We start from the raw sequence: 15735 nt of genomic DNA on the forward strand, positions 1-15735 counted from the left end.
GACGCAGAAATTGACTAGAGGGTGCCGCCTTCAGGCCAGTTGATCCAATGGGTGTTTGGATCGAGTTCGGCCCGGTAGTGCGAGGCGTCGCCGGTCGTCAGTACCTTGGCCAACTGCTGGAAGGTGGCTGAGTTGCTGGGCCGGCATTGTTCATCAACGACATTCGGGTGATGCCATTCCTCGAGCTGCAGGATCTGCATCATCTCTGGCCGTACGTTGGCACGGCGCTCCGTTGCGGTCGCCAGCACGTTGTCGCGATGGGTGGCTGCGAGGATGCGGCAGAGCTCGAAAGTGTGGAGTCGGTTCCTGTCCAGAGGGACTATCTGGTGGGAACTGCAGTCCGCGGGAGTCGGCGTCGGGATCGACTGGCCTCGCAGGATCAATTCGTGCCCGCCACTGACCGCAACCCATTCGAGGTTCTCGGCATCCTGCCATCCGCCTTCCTCAATGGGATAGATAAAGCGCGATTCGTTGTGCGGGTTGCGTGCGAGATAGTTGTCGTAGGCCGCGCGGCTGACGTAGCTGGTTTCCGGATTGCGATCGTGCAAGCGGCTGGCGAAGGTATGCACGTGCGTATCGGGAAGGCCTGACCTCGGCGAGAAGCCGAACACTTCGATGACCATGGCCCAGTCCTCCAGCGACCGGTAGAGAGACATGCGCGTGGCTCCGAGGTAGACATAGCCGTTGTCCAGCATCGGGAACACATAGTTCTCGCAGGACTGATCGAGGATGGAAAGGATGTCGGCTTCTCGCCAGTTCAACATGAATGCTCCCGAGCCCGCTGTGGGCTTCGGGACGACTGTAGCGCCAGCAGGCTGAGGGCGGCCTCAGCCCGCGATGCGCTGCGCCAGCGCAATCAGCGACCGGTCCGACCCCGCCGGCCCGAGCAGAGAGATGCCCAGCGGCGCGCCGTCGCGCGTGGCCAGCGGCATCGACAGCTGCGGAAAGCCCGCCAGCCCCGCGATGCACAGCATGCGGATCGCGCGGTTGCGGTAGTCCTCCAGCGCGGCCTCGCTGTCGCTGCGCAGCGGGGCGATGTCGGGCATGGTCGGCATCAGCAGCACGCCGTCGCTGCCCAGCAGCGAAGCCAGGTGCGCGCGGAACGCGGTGCGGAAGACGCGCGCGGCGGCTACCTGTGCGTCGGTCACTTCCCGCGACCATGCGAAGCGTTCGGCCACGCCCGGTCCCAGCGGCGGGGCGTAGCGTTCGATCAAGGGTCCGTCGGTGAGCCAGGCCTCGCGCGATTGCAGGTAGCGGAAGTTCCAGTACATGGTGTCGAAGGATTCCAGCGCCACCTCGATGCCCTTGGCGGGGCCGAGCGCGCCCTGCGCGCTGTCGGCCGCGCCCTTAAGCGCATCGACAGCCGCCGGCACGGCCAGCGCCCAGACATCGTCGGGGCGCAGCAGCCGCACGCGTTCGGGCAGCGGCGCCGCGTCGGCACCCAGCAGCACGTCGGCCACGCGCGCGAAGGTGCCGATGTCGCGCGCGAACCAGCCGCAGGTGTCGAAGCTGGGCGCGAGGTCGAGCGCGCCTTCGAGGCTCACGCGCCCGTGCGTGGGGCGCAGCCCGTACAGGCCGCAGTGGTTGGCTGGCGCGCGCACCGAGCCGCCGGTGTCGGTGCCCAGCGCGAAGTCGCAGAGATTCGACGACACGGCCGAGGCCGAGCCCGACGATGAGCCGCCCGTGATGCGCGAGGGCGCACCGCCGTTGACCGGTGCGCCGAAGTGCGCGTTGTTGCCGTTCATCGAGAACGCGAGTTCGTCGGTCACGGTCTTGCCGACGAAGCGCGCGCCGGCGTCGAGCAGCTTCTGCACGGTCGGCGCGGTGCGCGTCTTGATGCCCGACATCGCCAGCACGATCGGGTTGCCGCCGCTCGTGGGGTAGCCGGCCACGTCGAACAGGTCCTTCGCGGCGAAGCTCAGGTCGGCCAGCGGGCCGGTCGTGGCGCGCGGCACCGGTGCGTCGGGGTACGGGACGAAGGCGTGGGCGGGGTCGTGCAGGGGCATGGCGATGGGTGTCGGGTGGTGAGTTGTCTTTGTCCGTCAGGCGACGAGCACCGGAGCGATGGCCGCCGCCGCGTCGGTGTGGATGCAGCGCGCGCGGTGGTTCGGCGCCAGCTCGACCACCGGCGGCTGGGCCGCGCGGCAGGCGTCGCTAGCGAGCGCGCAGCGTTCGGCGAAGGCGCAGCCGGGCGGCAGCGCCGACAGGTCGGGCGGCGCGCCGCCGATGGTCTCGAGCCGCGTGCCGCGCGCCAGCGCGCCGTGCGCACGGCTCTTGAGCAGCGCGATGGTGTACGGATGGCGCGGCGAGCGGATCAGCTCGCGCGCGGTGCCTTCCTCGACGATGCGCCCCGCGTACATCACGGCGATGCGGTCGGCCACTTCCACCGCCGCGCCGATATCGTGCGTGACGAAGATCACCGAAAGCCCCAGGTCGCGCTGCAGCTCGCGCAGCAGCAACAGGATCTGGATCTGCACCGTGGCGTCGAGCGCGGTGGTGGGCTCGTCGGCCAGCAGCAGCCGGGGGGTGCAGGCGAGCGCCAGCGCGATCATGGCGCGCTGGCGCATGCCGCCCGACATCTCGTGCGGATAGGCCTGCAGGCGCCGCTCGGGGCTCGGGATGCGCACGCGCTCGAACAGCGCCAGCGCGCGCCGCTGTGCCTCGGCCTGCGTGACGGACTCATGCCGGCGAATCGACTCGACGATCTGCGCGCCCACCGAATACACCGGGTCGAGCGCCAGCAGCGGCTCCTGGAAGATCATCGACGCGACCTTGCCGCGGAAGTCGGCCAGCTCGCGCTGCGACATCGCGAGCACGTCGCGGCCCGCCACCTGCACCGTGCCGCCCATGCGGGTTCGGCGCTCGGGGTGCAGGCGCAGCAGGGTGCGCATGGTCACGCTCTTGCCCGAGCCCGACTCGCCGATCAGCGCGACGACCTCGCCGCGCTTCACCTCGAGGCTTACGCCGCTGACGGCATGCACCGGCTTGCGCCCGCCGCCGAAGGTGACGCTGAGGTCGCGCAGGCGGACCATGGGCTCGTCGTCGTTCATGGTCGTCGTCATGCCGCTTCCCTTCGTGCCTCGGCCGCCATCGGATGCCCGCTGCCGGGCTCGTGGATCAGGCAGCTCACCGCGTGCTGCGAGCCGGTGGCGATGCGTTCGGGCACCACCTTGCCGCACACCGGCGCGGCCAGCGCGCAGCGCGGATGAAAGCGGCAGCCCGAAGGCGGGTTGATCGGGTTCGGCGGATCGCCCGCGAGCGCTGCTTCCTCGGTGCGATGGTCGGGGTCCATCGAGGGCATGGAAGAGAGCAGCGCGCGCGTGTAGGGGTGCGCGGGCCGGTCGTACAGCGCATCGGCCGGGCCGATCTCGGCCACCTGGCCCAGGTACATCACCATGACGCGGTCGCTCACGTAGCGCACCACGTTGAGGTCGTGGCTGATGAACACGTAGGTCAGGCCGAACTCGGCCTTCAGGTCGAGCAGCAGGTTGATGACCTGCGCTTCCACCGACTTGTCGAGCGCGGAGACGGCCTCGTCGAGGATCACCATGCGCGGCTGCAGCGCCAGCGCCCGCGCAATGTTCACGCGCTGCCGCTGGCCGCCCGAGAGCTCGTGCGGATAGCGCTCGGCAAAGCGCTGGGGCGACAAGCCCACGCGGCCGAGCAGGTCGCGCGCCCGTGCCACCGATTCGCGCCGCGGCACGCCGTGCACCTGCGGGCCGAAGGCGATGGAGTCCTCGATGGTCAGGCGCGGGTTCAGCGAGGCATAGCTGTCCTGGAACACCATCTGCACCTGGCGGCGGAACTCCTTCAGCGGCAGGTCGCGGCCGCCGACCTCGCGGCCGTCGAACACGACCTCGCCGCGCGTGGGCTCGATCAGCTGCATCAGCAGGCGCGCGGTGGTCGACTTGCCGCAGCCCGACTCGCCGACCACGCCGAGCGTCTCGCCCTTGAGCACTTCGAAGTCCACGCCGTCGACCGCGCGCACCACGCCGCCGCCGCGGCCGAGCGGGTCTTTCTTCAGGGGGAAGTGCTTGACCAGGCCCTTGATCGTCAGCAGCGGCTGGGCCGGCCCGCCGATGTCTTCGAGTGCGTCCATTGCCTTGCCTCAGCCCTTGTTGTCCATGGCGGCGCGCAGCCCGTCGGACAGGATGTTGAAGGAGATCGAGGTGATGAAGATCATCACGCCCGGCAGCGCCGCGACCCACGGCTGCACGTAGATCGCGGTGCGCAGCGTGTTGAGCATCAGCCCCCACTCGGGCTCCGGCGGCTTCACGCCCAGGCCGAGGAAAGAGAGACCCGAGGCCAGGATCATCGACACCGCGATGAGGCTGGTGGCGTACACGAAGATCGGCCCGAGCACGTTGCCCAGCACGTGCACGCGCACGATGGTGAAGGGCCCCGCGCCCGAGGCGCGCGCCGCCTCCACGTAGTCGCGGTTGCGCACCTGCGTGGTCACGCTCTCGGCCACCCGCGCGATCTGCGGAATGAAGACGATGGTCAGCGAGATCAGCGAATTGACCACGCCCGCGCCCAGCGCGCCCGACAGCGCGATGGCCAGCAGCACCGACGGAAAGGCGTAGAACACGTCGATGGTGCGCATGATGAGCGTGTTGGTCAGCCCGCCCGCGTAGCCCGCGACGATGCCGATGACCGTGCCCAGCACGAAGGCGCACAGCACCGGCGTGATGCCGATGAAGAGCGACAGCCGCGCGCCGACGATGAGGCGCGAGAGCATGTCGCGGCCCAGCTCGTCGCTGCCCAGGGGCAGGCCCTCGGTGCCGATGGGCTTGAGCCGCTTGAGCATCGACGACTGGTACGGGTCGGCCGGCGTGAGCCACGGCCCGAGGATCGCGAGCGCGATCAGCAGCAGCACGACGACCGCCGCGCCGACGGCCACCGGGTCGCGGCGGAAGCGCAGCCAGACCGAGGCCCAGTAGCCGCGCGAGCGCTGGGCCGGCAGCGGCTCGACGGCCGCGGCGATGGAGGAGGGGGCGAGCACGGAGGACATGGTCGATCTGGTCTTTCAGGCCCGGGCGATGCGCGGGTCGAGCAGGGTCTGCAGCACGTCGACCAGCAGGTTGAGCACGACGAAGAACAGCGCCAGCACCAGGATCGTGCCCTGCAGCAGCGGCAGGTCGCGCTGGAAGATGGCCGAGTTCAGCAGGAAGCCGGTGCCCGGCCAGGAGAACACCGTCTCGATGAGGATCGAGCCGCCGAGCAGGTAGCCCAGTTGCAGCCCCATCACCGCCAGAGCCGTGGGCGCGGCGTTCTTCACCATGTGGCGGAACACGCCGAAGTGCGTGAGCCCCTTGGCGCGCAGGCCGACGATGAACTCCTGCTCGAGGATCTCGGCCACCAGCGCGCGCACCGTGCGCGCGATGATGCCCATCGGGATCACCGACATCGTGATCGCCGGCAGCAGCAGGAACTGCAGGTGCGCCCAGTCCCAGGCCCAGTCGTCCGAGCCGCTGGGGCCCGCGCCCGTTGCCGGCAGCCACATGAGCTGCGACGAGAACACGATCACCATCACCATGCCCAGCCAGTAGTGCGGCACGCTCACGCCGAGCACCGAGAACATCGAGGCCAGCCGGTCGAGCCAGGAGCCGCGGAAGTAGCCCGCGACGAAGCCGAACAGGCTGCCCAGCACGAAGCCGATGAAGGTGGCCACCACCGCGAGCCGCAGCGTGTTGCCCACGGCGGTGAACACTTCCGAGGCCACCGCGCGGTTGCTCGCGATCGACACGCCCAGGTCGCCGTGCAGCGCGCGCCACAGCCACATCGCGAACTGCTCGGGCAGCGAACGGTTGAAGCCGTACAGCTCGCGCAGCTGCGCCTGCAGCTCGGCGGAGGCGTCGGGCGGCAGTATCGACACCAGCGGATCGCCGGGTGCGATGTGCACGAGCAGGAAGCACACGAGGGCCACGCCGATCATGATCGGCACGGCGTAGATCACGCGGCGCAGGAGGTAGGCGAGCATGGATGGCTAGCTGGCTGATGGGCTGGCTGGGAGAACGGTCAGTCCATCGTCATGGTCGCGATGTCGATGAACCAGCTCTTGGGCTGCACCACGTTCTTGACCTTGGCCGACATGGCGCGCGGGCCCACGTCGTGCGCGATCCACACGAAGGGCGCGTCGTCCACGATGTGGGTGTGCAGCTTCGCGAGCGCGGCGTCGCGCGCCTTGTCGTCGAAGCTGGTGCGCGCGTCGGCCACCAGCTTGTCGACCTCGGCGTTGCCGTAATAGCCCCAGTTGTTGGACACCGGCGGAACGGTCTTGGTGCTCACGAAGCGCACCATCGCGAAGAACGGGTCCATGGCCGCGAAGCTGATGTTGACCGCGTTCGCGCCGTTGGCCGACGGGTCCTTCGCGCCCTTGCGCCAGTTGGTGAACAGCGTGTTCCATTCGATCACGTCGAACTGCACGTCGAAGTAGCACTGCTTGAGCGACTGCTGCGCGAACTCGTTCATCGGCAGCGGCTGCATCTGGCCCGAGCCCGAGGCCGAGATCTGCACCTTCACCTTGATCGGCTTGGCGGCCGAGTAGCCGGCCTGCGTCATCAGCGCCTGCGCGGCCTTCACGTCGTAGCGGATGTCGAAGGTGGGCTTGCCGAACCACGGATGGCCCGGCGGCACCGTGCCCTTGGGCTCGGCCATCATGCCGCCCAGCAGCTGCTTCATGCCGCCGCGGTCGATGCACAGGTTGGCGGCCTGGCGCACGCGCTTGTCGAGCCAGGGCGATCCTTCGGCGAAGGAAAGCTGCCAGGGCCACACGTGCGGCTGCGCGTTCGAATAGATCTTGAAGCCGCGCTGCGTGATCTGCGCCATCGCGTCGGGCGCGGGCGCCTCGATCCAGTCGACCTGGCCGCCCAGCAGCGCGGCGGTGCGCGCGTTGGCCTCGGGCATCGGCAGCAGCACGACCTTGTCGATCTTCGGCACGCGCTTCGCGTCCCAGTAGCCCTTGTTGGCGGCCAGCTCGAGCCGCTCGCGCGCCACGAAGCGCGTGACCTTGAACGGGCCCGAGCCCGACGGGTCGGCGGCGAAGGCGGTCCAGGCGGCCTTGGCCTTGTCGGCGGGCGTGGCGCCGGCGGCGGCGTCGAACTTCTTCTGCCAGTGCGTCGGCGAGGCCATGAACAGGTTCGTGAGGTTGATCGGCAGGAAGGCGTCGGGCTCGCTGGTGGTGAGCTCGACCGTCGTGTCGTCGATCTTGCGCGCCGACTTGAGCGTGGGCATGCGCGAGGCCGTCACGCCGACCTGGCTGGGGTCGAACTGCACGGCATCCTTGTCGAGCACCTTCTGCACGTTCCACACCACGGCGTCGGCGTTGAAGGCCGAGCCGTCGTGGAACTTCACGCCGGGGCGCAGCTTGAAGACCCACTTGTTCTTGTCCTTGGCGTCGACCGCCCACGAGGCGGCGAGGCCGGGGATCAGCACGCTCGGCGCATCGGCCTTCGACAGGTCCCACTGCGTGAGCGAGTCGTAGATCGGGATGCCGGTGAAGCGGTTGCCCTCGAAGCCCTGGTCGGGCTGGCCCAGCGTGCGCGGAATGTCGGCCGCCGTCATGGCGATGCGCAGCGTCTTCTCCTGCGCCATCGCTTGGGGCGCGGCGAGCACCAGGGTGGCGAGCGCCGCGCAGGCGGCCAGGGGTTTCAGGAACAGGGCAGGGGCAGCACGCTTCACATGGAACTCCGTTGGGGTGGAATGGAGAAAAGGACGAAAAAACTGTCAAGCACGACACATGCCAGCGGTGGTGTCCCTTGTCGGGCTAGGGCCATGACAGCGCGAGCTCGCGTCGCGCGCAGCGCAGGTCCATCTCGACTTCCATGTCCACGATCGGAGGCCGCGCCATGTGCCACGTCAGGCCGGTGGTGAGGCCGCCGCGCTGCACGATCTCGTCGAACACCAGCGCGCCGATGTCGTGCACCGTGTAGGCCTGCACCGCCGCGGCATCGCGCCAGCCGAAGCCCAGCACGGCGAGGCGGCGCTCCATTTCCGTCATCACGTAGCCGAGCTTGGCGCGCAGGCCTTCGGGGCTGGTGTCGCCCAGGCGGACCATCACCTCGCGATAGCTGGCATGGCCGTCGGGCGCCTCGCCGCCGCCGGAGACCACGAAGCTCGGCGGCGCGGCATCGTCGTCGGCCGGCACGGTGTACGAGAAGGCCTGGAAGGCCGGCGTGGCCGGGGCGCCGATGCGCGGGCACACGTTGGTACGCGCCACCGGGTTGCGCTCGCCGCGCACCAGGCCCCAGCGCTCGAGCGTGCCGGCGTAGACGCGGTTGAAGTCGAGGAATCCGCGCTCCGAGAACGGCGCTGGCGAGCGCAGTTCGCAGGCGCACAGCGCGGCCAGCGGCCGGCCGATGGCGCCCAGGTGCGCCGCGATGACGTCGAAGCCTTCTTCCAGCGGAACGGGCTGCTGGAAACGCACCCGCTCGATAGCGAAGCCGGGCAGTGCCGCCACGCCCGCGGAATACTGGAACACGCCTCTCGCGTAGCGATAGCCGCCTTCGGGGAATGCAATGGTCTGGTCGGTTGCTGTGGTCGTCATGCCGTGTTCTTTCCTCGTCGGCGCCCAATGTAGGGAGCGACGAGGCCGGCGGGAAGGCTCATTTCCGCACGCGCGTGTTGCCGGAATCAGAACGCGGCGCCGCGCCCGCGCCCGTGCTCGCACCGTATCGCCCCATGCTGGTGGCCAGCATCTCGAGCAGCGCGCGCGTCGCCGGCGACTGGCGCCGCCCCGGCATGGTGAGCAGGCTGGCCGCGGTGGCGGCGAAGTCGCGCTCCTGCAGCGGCACGGCGCACAGGTCGCCGTTCGACACCTCGTGCAGCGCCGCATAGCGCGGCAGGAAGGTGATGAGATCGCTGTTGCGCACCAGGCCCTTGGCCATGTCGAGCGTGCCGGTCTCGATCGCCAGCTCGAGCGACACCTGTGTCTTCGAGGCGATGCGGTCGACCAGATGGCGGATCTGGAACGAGCGGTCGGGCAGCGCCACGCGGCGGCCTTCGAGCTCGCTGAAAGACACGCTGCGCCGCCGCGCGAGCGGATGCGTGGGCGCGACGATGGCGCACAGCGGCTGTTCCAGCCGCGCATGCTCGCGGAAGGCGTGGCGCTCGGGCAGGTTGAAGGCCAGCGCGATGTCGATGCGGCCTTCCTGCAGCGCCTCGAGCACCGCGCGCGAGCCCACCACCGAGGCCTGCAGCTTCACCTGCGGATGCCTCTTTTGGAAGCGCGCCAGGTTGTTCGCGAGGAAGTGCCCGACCATGCCCTCGATGCTGCCGATGCGCACCGTGCCGGCGGGCTCACCGCTCAGCTCCTGCAACGCGCCGCGAAGCGCCTCGCTGCTCTGCAGGGCCTGTTCGGCATGCGCCAGCACCAGCTCGCCGGCGGGCGTGAGGGTGGTGCGGTTGGCGCGGCGGTCGAGCAGGGCGGCCTGCAGCTCGCCTTCGAGCTTGGCGATCTGGCGGCTGATGGCGCTCGGCGCCACGCCGAGCTGCTCGGCGGCGCGGCGCAGCGAGCCGGCCCTGGCGGTCTCGCGAAAGTAAAGCATTGCCGTGGACAGCATGTCGGTTTCCGGTGTGTGCGGTGGTGTGTGGGGGTGGTTTGCGCGGGACCGGACCTTCGGCCGATCGGCGCGGCACGTCAAGCAACGGGCGTGCCCCCGGGGGGGCGCGCGGCCCGCCATCCCGGCTATGCCGTCCGACAAATGGACGCGGCGACAAGGGCTTTCCACAATGCAGCCGGCTCATGCCGAGGGTCAGGGCATCTGTTGGCGAGGGACAGGAACCGATGACGACACTGACACAGGGTTCGCGCGGCGCCGACGTCCGCAGGCTGCAGGAGGCGCTGAACCACAAGCTCCAGCCCGGCCCCGAGCTCGCGCTGGATGGCGACTACGGCCCCGTCACCCGGATGGCGGTGCGCCGCCTGCAGGCCGCCCACTGGCTCGCCGAGGACGGCGAGGCCGGCCCCTGCACGCAGAACCTGGTGTTCGGCAACGAGTGCCATGCGCCGATCCTGCATCCCGTCGCGCTGATTCCCCAGCCCACGCCCGGCCTGTGCTGGGCCGCCTGCACGGCCATGATCACGCGCTCCAACGTGCAGGCAGTGGTGGCGCGCACGCCGCCCGGGCTCATCGCCGACGACGGCGGGCTGCGCGCCTTTCCGGACGGCGAGGAGGCGATGGCGGCCGATGCGCTCTTCGCGTCCGCGCACGGGCTGTCGTTGCGCCCGCCTGCGCCCTGGTCGGTTGCCCAGTTGCGTGCGGCGCTGCAGGGCGGGCCGTTGATCTTCGACCTGCCATGGGGCGCCAAGGGATATGCCGCGCGCGTCGGCCGTCCCGGCCACATGATGCTGGTCGTGGGGATCCGCGGGGACGACGACCCCAGCGGGCGCGGCACCACGCTGCGCATCTTCGATCCGTGGCCGCCGGGCAAGGGCGCGCGCTGCTCGGTCAACTTCCACAAGTGGATGCAGGCGGCGGACCCGGGCAGTTGCCGCGTGCTCCTGCCGTAGCGGGCGTTTTCCGTCGGCGTGGAAAAATTTGCGGTTCCCGCGAACCGTTCGGCGGGTTCGACGCCTCTTGGTGTCCGAGGGTCTTCCTCATGCACCATCAAGAAGGATCGAAGGAACCGCCATGCTCTACGCAAAGAATCTTCCCGGCTGGGAGCGCGCACTGCGCATCGTCGTCGGCCTCGCGGCCCTGGCTTTCGCCGCCATCGGCTGGAGCACCGCCGGCCTCGGGCTGGGCGTGGCCGTCGCGCTCATGGGCGCGACGCTCGCGCTGACGGGCCTGTTCGGCTTCTGCCCGATGTGCGCGATGGTCGGGCGCAAGCTCGACGGAAAGGGGCGTTGAAGCGTGACCGCGGGCATCGACCGATCCAGCCTGATCCTCGCCGCGCAGACCGGCGACCCGGCCGCCATCGCGAGCCTGCTCGCGGCCTGCCAGTCCGACGCGCGCCGCTACGCCTGGCGGCACTGCCAGGCCAGCGACGTCGACGATGCCGTGCAGGAGTCGCTGCTGGTCGTTGCGCGCAAGCTCCGGGGGCTGAAGGCCGTGGCGGCCTTCTCGTCGTGGCTCTTCACCGTCATCAGGCGCGAATGCCTGCGGCTGCAGCGGGCGATGTTCAGGCACGAGCCGCTCGACGAGGAAGCGGCCGAGCGCCAGCTGCTCGCCCGCGACGACGCTGCCCTGCGGCTGGACCTGACCCACGCGCTGGAGTCGCTGCCCGCGCACTACCTCGAAGTGGTGCTGCTGCGCGACTTCGAGGAGCTGACCATAGCGGAGATCGCCGAACGGCTCGGCGAACCGCCGGGCGCCGTCAAGAGCCGGCTGCACCGGGCGCGCTCGCTGGTGCGCGAGTACCTGCTGGGCTGAAAACCGGCTCGCTCCTTTGGGGGGGGAACCGCGGAACCGGCTCCGCCGGGCCGCCGGTGTCGCCCCCGGCGAATGGGAGGGCGAGGCGACGCGAAGTGCGCGAAGCCCGGGGGAGTCCCGTTCCGGGGGGCGATGCGACAATCGGCCAGCCATGACAGACACCCTCACGATCACCCGCCCGGACGACTGGCACCTGCACGTGCGCGATGGCGCCGCCCTCGAAGCCGTCGTTCCCCACAGCGCCCGCCAGTTCGGCCGCGCGCTGATCATGCCCAACCTCCGTCCCCCCGTGACCACCGCCGCGCAGGCCGTGGCGTATCGCGACCGCATCCGCGCCGCCGTGCCCGAGGGCAGCGGCTTCGAGCCGGTGATGTCGCTCTATCTCACCGACAAGCTGCCGCCCGAGGAAATCGCGCTGGCCGCCGAAGCCGGCGTGCGTGCGCTCAAGCTCTATCCGGCCGGCGCCACCACCAACAGCGATGCCGGCGTGACCGACATCCGCAAGACCTACAAGACCCTGGAAGCCATGCAGAAGCACGGCCTGCTGCTGCTGGTGCACGGCGAGGTGACCGACCCGGCCATCGACCTGTTCGACCGCGAGGCCGTGTTCGTCGACCGCGTGATGATCCCGCTGCGCCGCGACTTCCCCGAGCTCAAGGTGGTGTTCGAGCACCTGACCACCAAGGAAGGCGCCCACTACGTGCGCGACGCCGACCGGTTCACGGCAGCCACCATCACGGCGCACCACCTGCTCTACAACCGCAACGCCATCTTCACCGGCGGCATCCGCCCGCACTATTACTGCCTGCCCGTGCTCAAGCGCGAGACGCACCGCGTGGCGCTGGTCGAGGCGGCCACCAGCGGCAGCGACCGCTTCTTCCTGGGCACCGACAGCGCGCCGCACCCGGCGCACCTGAAGGAGCATGCGCTCGGCTGCGCCGGCTGCTACACCGCGCTCACTGCCATCGAGCTTTATGCCGAGGCCTTCGACAACGCGGGCGCGCTCGACAAGCTCGAAGGCTTCGCGAGCTTCAACGGCCCCGACTTCTACGACCTGCCGCGCCACACCGACACCATCACGCTCAAGCGCGAGAGCTGGACGGTGCCGGAGACCGTGCCCTACGGCGATGCCACGCTCAAGCCGCTGCGCGGCGGCGAGACCGTCAACTGGAAGCTCGCATGACGGTCTCTTCGCTGCGCGTGATGCTGCTGATCGACGCCGACAACGTCTCGGCGGACGTGATCGAACAGGCCGTGCAGCGCACCATGGACGAATACGGCGCCATCCACGTGCGTCGCGCGTACTGCAATGCCGAGATGGCGGTGAACCGACAGGCGCTCTTCAAGCGGCTGTCGGTGCGGCCGATGGTGAACCTGTCGGCCGGCAAGAACAGCACCGACATCGCGCTGTCGGTCGATGCGATCGACCTCGCCATTGCCGAGCGGCCCGACGTGGTGGTGCTGGTGTCCTCCGACTCCGACTTCGCGCCGCTCGTGATCCGGCTGCGCGAGAAGGGCTGCCGCGTCTGCGGCATCGGCCAGCAGGGCAAGACGGGCGAAGAGACTGTCGGCATCTACGACGCCTTCACGGACATCGCGCACAACGCCGTCACCAAGCCCGCGGCCCGCACCGCGCCGGCGAAGAAGACGGCCGCTGCGAAGACCACGCGTGCCAAGGCCGCGCCCGCCGCGAAGAAGACTGCGGCGAAGACGGCGGCGCGCAAGACGACGGCGAAGGCTGCCAGCAAGCCCGAGCCTCAGCAGCAACCGCAGCAACAGCCGCAGCCTTCGGAAGCCGCCGAATTCATCCTCCAGGCCGCTCCGGCCCTGCGCGGCGGCAAGGACGTGCCGCTCAACGACGTGGCCAAGGCCCTGCGCACGGCCGGGCTGCTCGGCAAGAACAGCAGTTCGCTCAAGCTCTTCGAGAAGCTCACGGCGGAGTTCGTGCTGATGCAGCACCCGGACCGCATCCGCTGGACGGGCGCGCCCGCGCCTTGACCCTGCCGGCGATCGACTGGGCGCGGCCATGGCTCGCGCCCTATCGCGCCGATGGCGAGGCGGCAATGCAGGCCGTCGCGCATGGCGATGGCGGCGTGGCCACCGCACTCCAGCGCATCAGGCACGCGTCGGCGCCCGATTTCGTGAGCCAGGACGCGCTGCCCGCCGGGCATGCCTACGAGGCTCACGTCTTCCGGACCCGCACGGTCCCGACCCGCGACAACCTCCACGACTTCTTCAACGGCCTGGTCTGGCTCGCCTTTCCGCGGACGAAGCGACGCCTGAACGAGCTGCAGGCCGGCGAGATCGCCCGAGACGGCGTTGGCGCCACGCGCGGGCCGCTGCGGGATGCGCTCACGCTGTTCGACGAGAACGGCGCCCTGCTCGATGCGCCGCCGGCGCTGTGGCACGCGCTGGTCGCGCGCGACTGGCACACGCTCTTCGTCAGCAGGCGTGGGTTGTGGAGCGAAGCGCGGCTGCTGCTCTTCGGCCATGCGCTGCTGGAGAAGCTGGTCACGCCGCGCAAGCCGATCACGGCGCACGTGTTGCTGCTGCCGGCGCAGGGCGAGAACGGGTCAGCGGCGCTCGACGACGCGCTGGTGGCGGGCTCGCTCGACCCGCAGCTGCTCGAACGCAAGCCCTTCGTGCCGCTGCCGGTGCTCGGCGTACCGGGCTGGTGGGGCGCCAACGAGGCCGCGGGCTTCTATGACGATCCGATGGTCTTCAGGCCCTCGCCGGGGCGGGGAATACCGGGGGCCTAGAACTTTTGCTCCTATCATGGCTCTACCGGCTGCCGCCGACCGGAGCGCCCAGAACACCTAAAACGCCCAGGGCTTCCAGGCCGCAACCTGCTCGAATACGGCTTGAAGAGGGCCCCGGGGCCCTCATCTGGGTGGCAGATTTCCCCACGGAGAATTCAACTTGAAACGTATCCTTCTGTTTGTCCTGACCAACGTGATGGTCGTCGCTGTGCTCGGCGTGGTCGCCAGCCTGCTCGGCGTCAATCGCTTCCTCACGGCCAACGGGCTCAACCTGACGGCGCTGCTCGGCTTCGCGCTGGTGATGGGTTTCGGCGGCGCGATCATCTCGCTGCTCATCAGCAAGCCGATGGCCAAGTGGACCACCGGCCTGCACATGATCGACAACCCCCAGACGCCCGACGAGGCCTGGATCGTCGGCACGGTGCGCAAGTTCGCCGACAAGGCCGGCATCGGCATGCCCGAGGTCGGCATCTTCGAAGGCGAGCCCAACGCCTTCGCGACGGGCGCGTTCAAGAACTCGTCGCTGGTGGCGGTGTCCACCGGCCTGCTGCAGAACATGACGCGCGAAGAGGTCGAGGCCGTCATCGGCCACGAGGTCGCGCACATCGCCAACGGCGACATGGTCACCATGACGCTGATCCAGGGCGTGATGAACACCTTCGTCGTGTTCCTGTCGCGCGTGATCGGCTACGCGGTCGACAGCTTCCTGCGCCGCGGCGACGACCGCAGCTCGGGCCCCGGCATCGGCTACTACGTGAGTACCATCGTGCTCGACATCGTTCTCGGCTTTGCCGCCGCGATGGTGGTGGCCTGGTTCTCGCGCCAGCGCGAGTTCCGCGCCGACGCAGGCGCCGCCGCGCTGATGGGCCAGAAGCAGCCGATGATCAACGCGCTCGCCCGCCTGGGCGGCCTGCCGGCCGGCGAACTGCCGAAGGCGGTGGAAGCCATGGGCATCACGGGCAGCATCGGCAAGCTGTTTGCCACGCACCCGCCGATCGAGGAGCGCATTGCCGCGCTCCAGAGCGCGCAGCGCTGAAGACGGGGCCAGCCTCGCCCATCAACAGAAAAGCCGCCACGTTGCCGTGGCGGCTTTTTTCTTTTCACCTTTCCTTTCGCCTGTCGTCCGCCGGAGCCGATCCAGCATGCCCTCGACACCCACCAGGCTCATGTCCAGCGCCCTCAAGTCGGTGCTCGTGCCGGAACTGAAGGCCGCAGGCTTCGCGGGCAGCTTTCCTAATTTCCGCCGCGACCGGGCGGACGTGATCCATTTCGTGTCCGTGCAGTACGACAAGCCGGGCACGGCCTTCTTCCTGGAATGCGGTGCGCATCCGCCGGGCGAAAAGACCACCAGCTGGGGCGATGTGGTCGCGCAGGCCGATCTGCGGCTGGAGTACGTTCCGCTCTCCGACCGCGCACGGCTGCAAAACCGTGGTGGGGCGGGCGGTTCCAGCCTGGCGGAGGACTGGTTCTCGTACGAGGGTTTCGGCGACAGCCCGGAGCCGTATCGGCTGCTCGCGGCTTCGGTTGCAAGCATGCTGCCGCAGATAGAGGGCTGGCTGGCCGCGCGCGAGCGCGGGCCGAATCTCTCGACGATGGCGGCATAG

At 69.5% G+C, this 15735-nt stretch carries 17 protein-coding genes; 8 read left to right on the forward strand and 9 right to left on the reverse strand.

Going from position 1 to position 15735, the window contains the following annotated elements:
* Nucleotides 1–14: 14 nt before the first annotated feature.
* The 9 genes from ABL840_RS06095 to ABL840_RS06135 form a co-directional block, all read right to left on the reverse strand.
* Nucleotides 15–764 carry a DUF7003 family protein gene (locus ABL840_RS06095; protein WP_418116213.1) on the reverse strand — a complete coding sequence of 250 codons (750 nt, stop codon included), beginning with the start codon at nt 762–764 and terminating at the stop codon, nt 15–17.
* Between the two features lie 63 nt (nt 765–827).
* Nucleotides 828–2006 (reverse strand): amidase, encoded by a 1179-nt coding sequence (locus ABL840_RS06100; RefSeq protein ID WP_093299579.1) that lies wholly within the window; start codon nt 2004–2006, stop codon nt 828–830.
* Nucleotides 2007–2042: 36 nt separating this feature from the next.
* Complete coding sequence (locus tag ABL840_RS06105) at nt 2043–3062, reverse strand: ABC transporter ATP-binding protein (RefSeq protein ID WP_418116214.1); 1020 nt, start codon at nt 3060–3062, stop codon at nt 2043–2045.
* Entirely contained in the window at nt 3059–4099 is a 1041-nt protein-coding gene (locus tag ABL840_RS06110) for an ABC transporter ATP-binding protein (RefSeq protein WP_093299582.1), read from the reverse strand. Before ABL840_RS06110 ends, ABL840_RS06105 begins: the two co-directional genes overlap by 4 nt.
* 9 nt (nt 4100–4108) lie before the next feature.
* The gene (locus ABL840_RS06115) at nt 4109–5011 is read right to left on the reverse strand and encodes an ABC transporter permease (protein WP_093299584.1); all 903 of its coding nucleotides are present in this window, start codon (nt 5009–5011) and stop codon (nt 4109–4111) included.
* 15 nt (nt 5012–5026) lie between these two features.
* The gene (locus tag ABL840_RS06120; RefSeq protein WP_093197130.1) at nt 5027–5980 is read right to left on the reverse strand and encodes an ABC transporter permease; all 954 of its coding nucleotides are present in this window, start codon (nt 5978–5980) and stop codon (nt 5027–5029) included.
* Nucleotides 5981–6018: 38 nt separating this feature from the next.
* Complete coding sequence (locus tag ABL840_RS06125; protein WP_093299588.1) at nt 6019–7680, reverse strand: ABC transporter substrate-binding protein; 1662 nt, start codon at nt 7678–7680, stop codon at nt 6019–6021.
* An 85-nt stretch (nt 7681–7765) separates the two neighbouring features.
* Nucleotides 7766–8545 carry a hypothetical protein gene (locus ABL840_RS06130; protein ID WP_093299591.1) on the reverse strand — a complete coding sequence of 260 codons (780 nt, stop codon included), beginning with the start codon at nt 8543–8545 and terminating at the stop codon, nt 7766–7768.
* 58 nt (nt 8546–8603) lie between these two features.
* Entirely contained in the window at nt 8604–9560 is a 957-nt protein-coding gene (locus ABL840_RS06135) for a LysR family transcriptional regulator (RefSeq protein WP_176947378.1), read from the reverse strand.
* 224 nt (nt 9561–9784) lie between these two features.
* Here ABL840_RS06135 and ABL840_RS06140 point away from each other — a divergent pair, with 224 nt between their 5' ends.
* From ABL840_RS06140 to ABL840_RS06175, 8 genes are all read left to right on the forward strand, one after another.
* Nucleotides 9785–10510: a peptidoglycan-binding protein gene (locus tag ABL840_RS06140; protein WP_176947379.1), complete on the forward strand. Its 726-nt coding sequence runs from the start codon at nt 9785–9787 to the stop codon at nt 10508–10510.
* 121 nt (nt 10511–10631) lie between these two features.
* Nucleotides 10632–10850, forward strand: a complete 219-nt coding sequence (locus tag ABL840_RS06145) for a YgaP family membrane protein (RefSeq protein ID WP_093197118.1) — start codon at nt 10632–10634, stop codon at nt 10848–10850.
* A gap of 3 nt (nt 10851–10853) precedes the next feature.
* Nucleotides 10854–11372, forward strand: coding sequence for an RNA polymerase sigma factor (locus ABL840_RS06150; protein ID WP_093299598.1), 519 nt, complete (start codon nt 10854–10856; stop codon nt 11370–11372).
* 151 nt (nt 11373–11523) lie between these two features.
* Complete coding sequence (gene pyrC / locus ABL840_RS06155) at nt 11524–12555, forward strand: dihydroorotase (protein ID WP_093197113.1); 1032 nt, start codon at nt 11524–11526, stop codon at nt 12553–12555.
* On the forward strand, nt 12552–13370 hold the full coding sequence (locus ABL840_RS06160; RefSeq protein WP_093299601.1) for an NYN domain-containing protein: 819 nt from the start codon (nt 12552–12554) through the stop codon (nt 13368–13370). The genes pyrC and ABL840_RS06160 overlap by 4 nt, the downstream gene beginning before the upstream one ends.
* A complete protein-coding gene (locus tag ABL840_RS06165) occupies nt 13367–14131 on the forward strand; it encodes a DUF3025 domain-containing protein (protein WP_093299603.1) in 765 nt (254 codons plus the stop codon). The genes ABL840_RS06160 and ABL840_RS06165 overlap by 4 nt, the downstream gene beginning before the upstream one ends.
* Nucleotides 14132–14291: 160 nt before the next feature.
* Entirely contained in the window at nt 14292–15167 is an 876-nt protein-coding gene (htpX, locus tag ABL840_RS06170) for a protease HtpX (RefSeq protein ID WP_093197104.1), read from the forward strand.
* Between the two features lie 130 nt (nt 15168–15297).
* Nucleotides 15298–15735: a DUF4304 domain-containing protein gene (locus ABL840_RS06175; protein WP_176947380.1), complete on the forward strand. Its 438-nt coding sequence runs from the start codon at nt 15298–15300 to the stop codon at nt 15733–15735.

The sequence above is a fragment of the Variovorax sp. NFACC27 genome (assembly GCF_048301545.1).
GTDB classification, from domain to species: domain Bacteria; phylum Pseudomonadota; class Gammaproteobacteria; order Burkholderiales; family Burkholderiaceae_C; genus Variovorax; species Variovorax gossypii.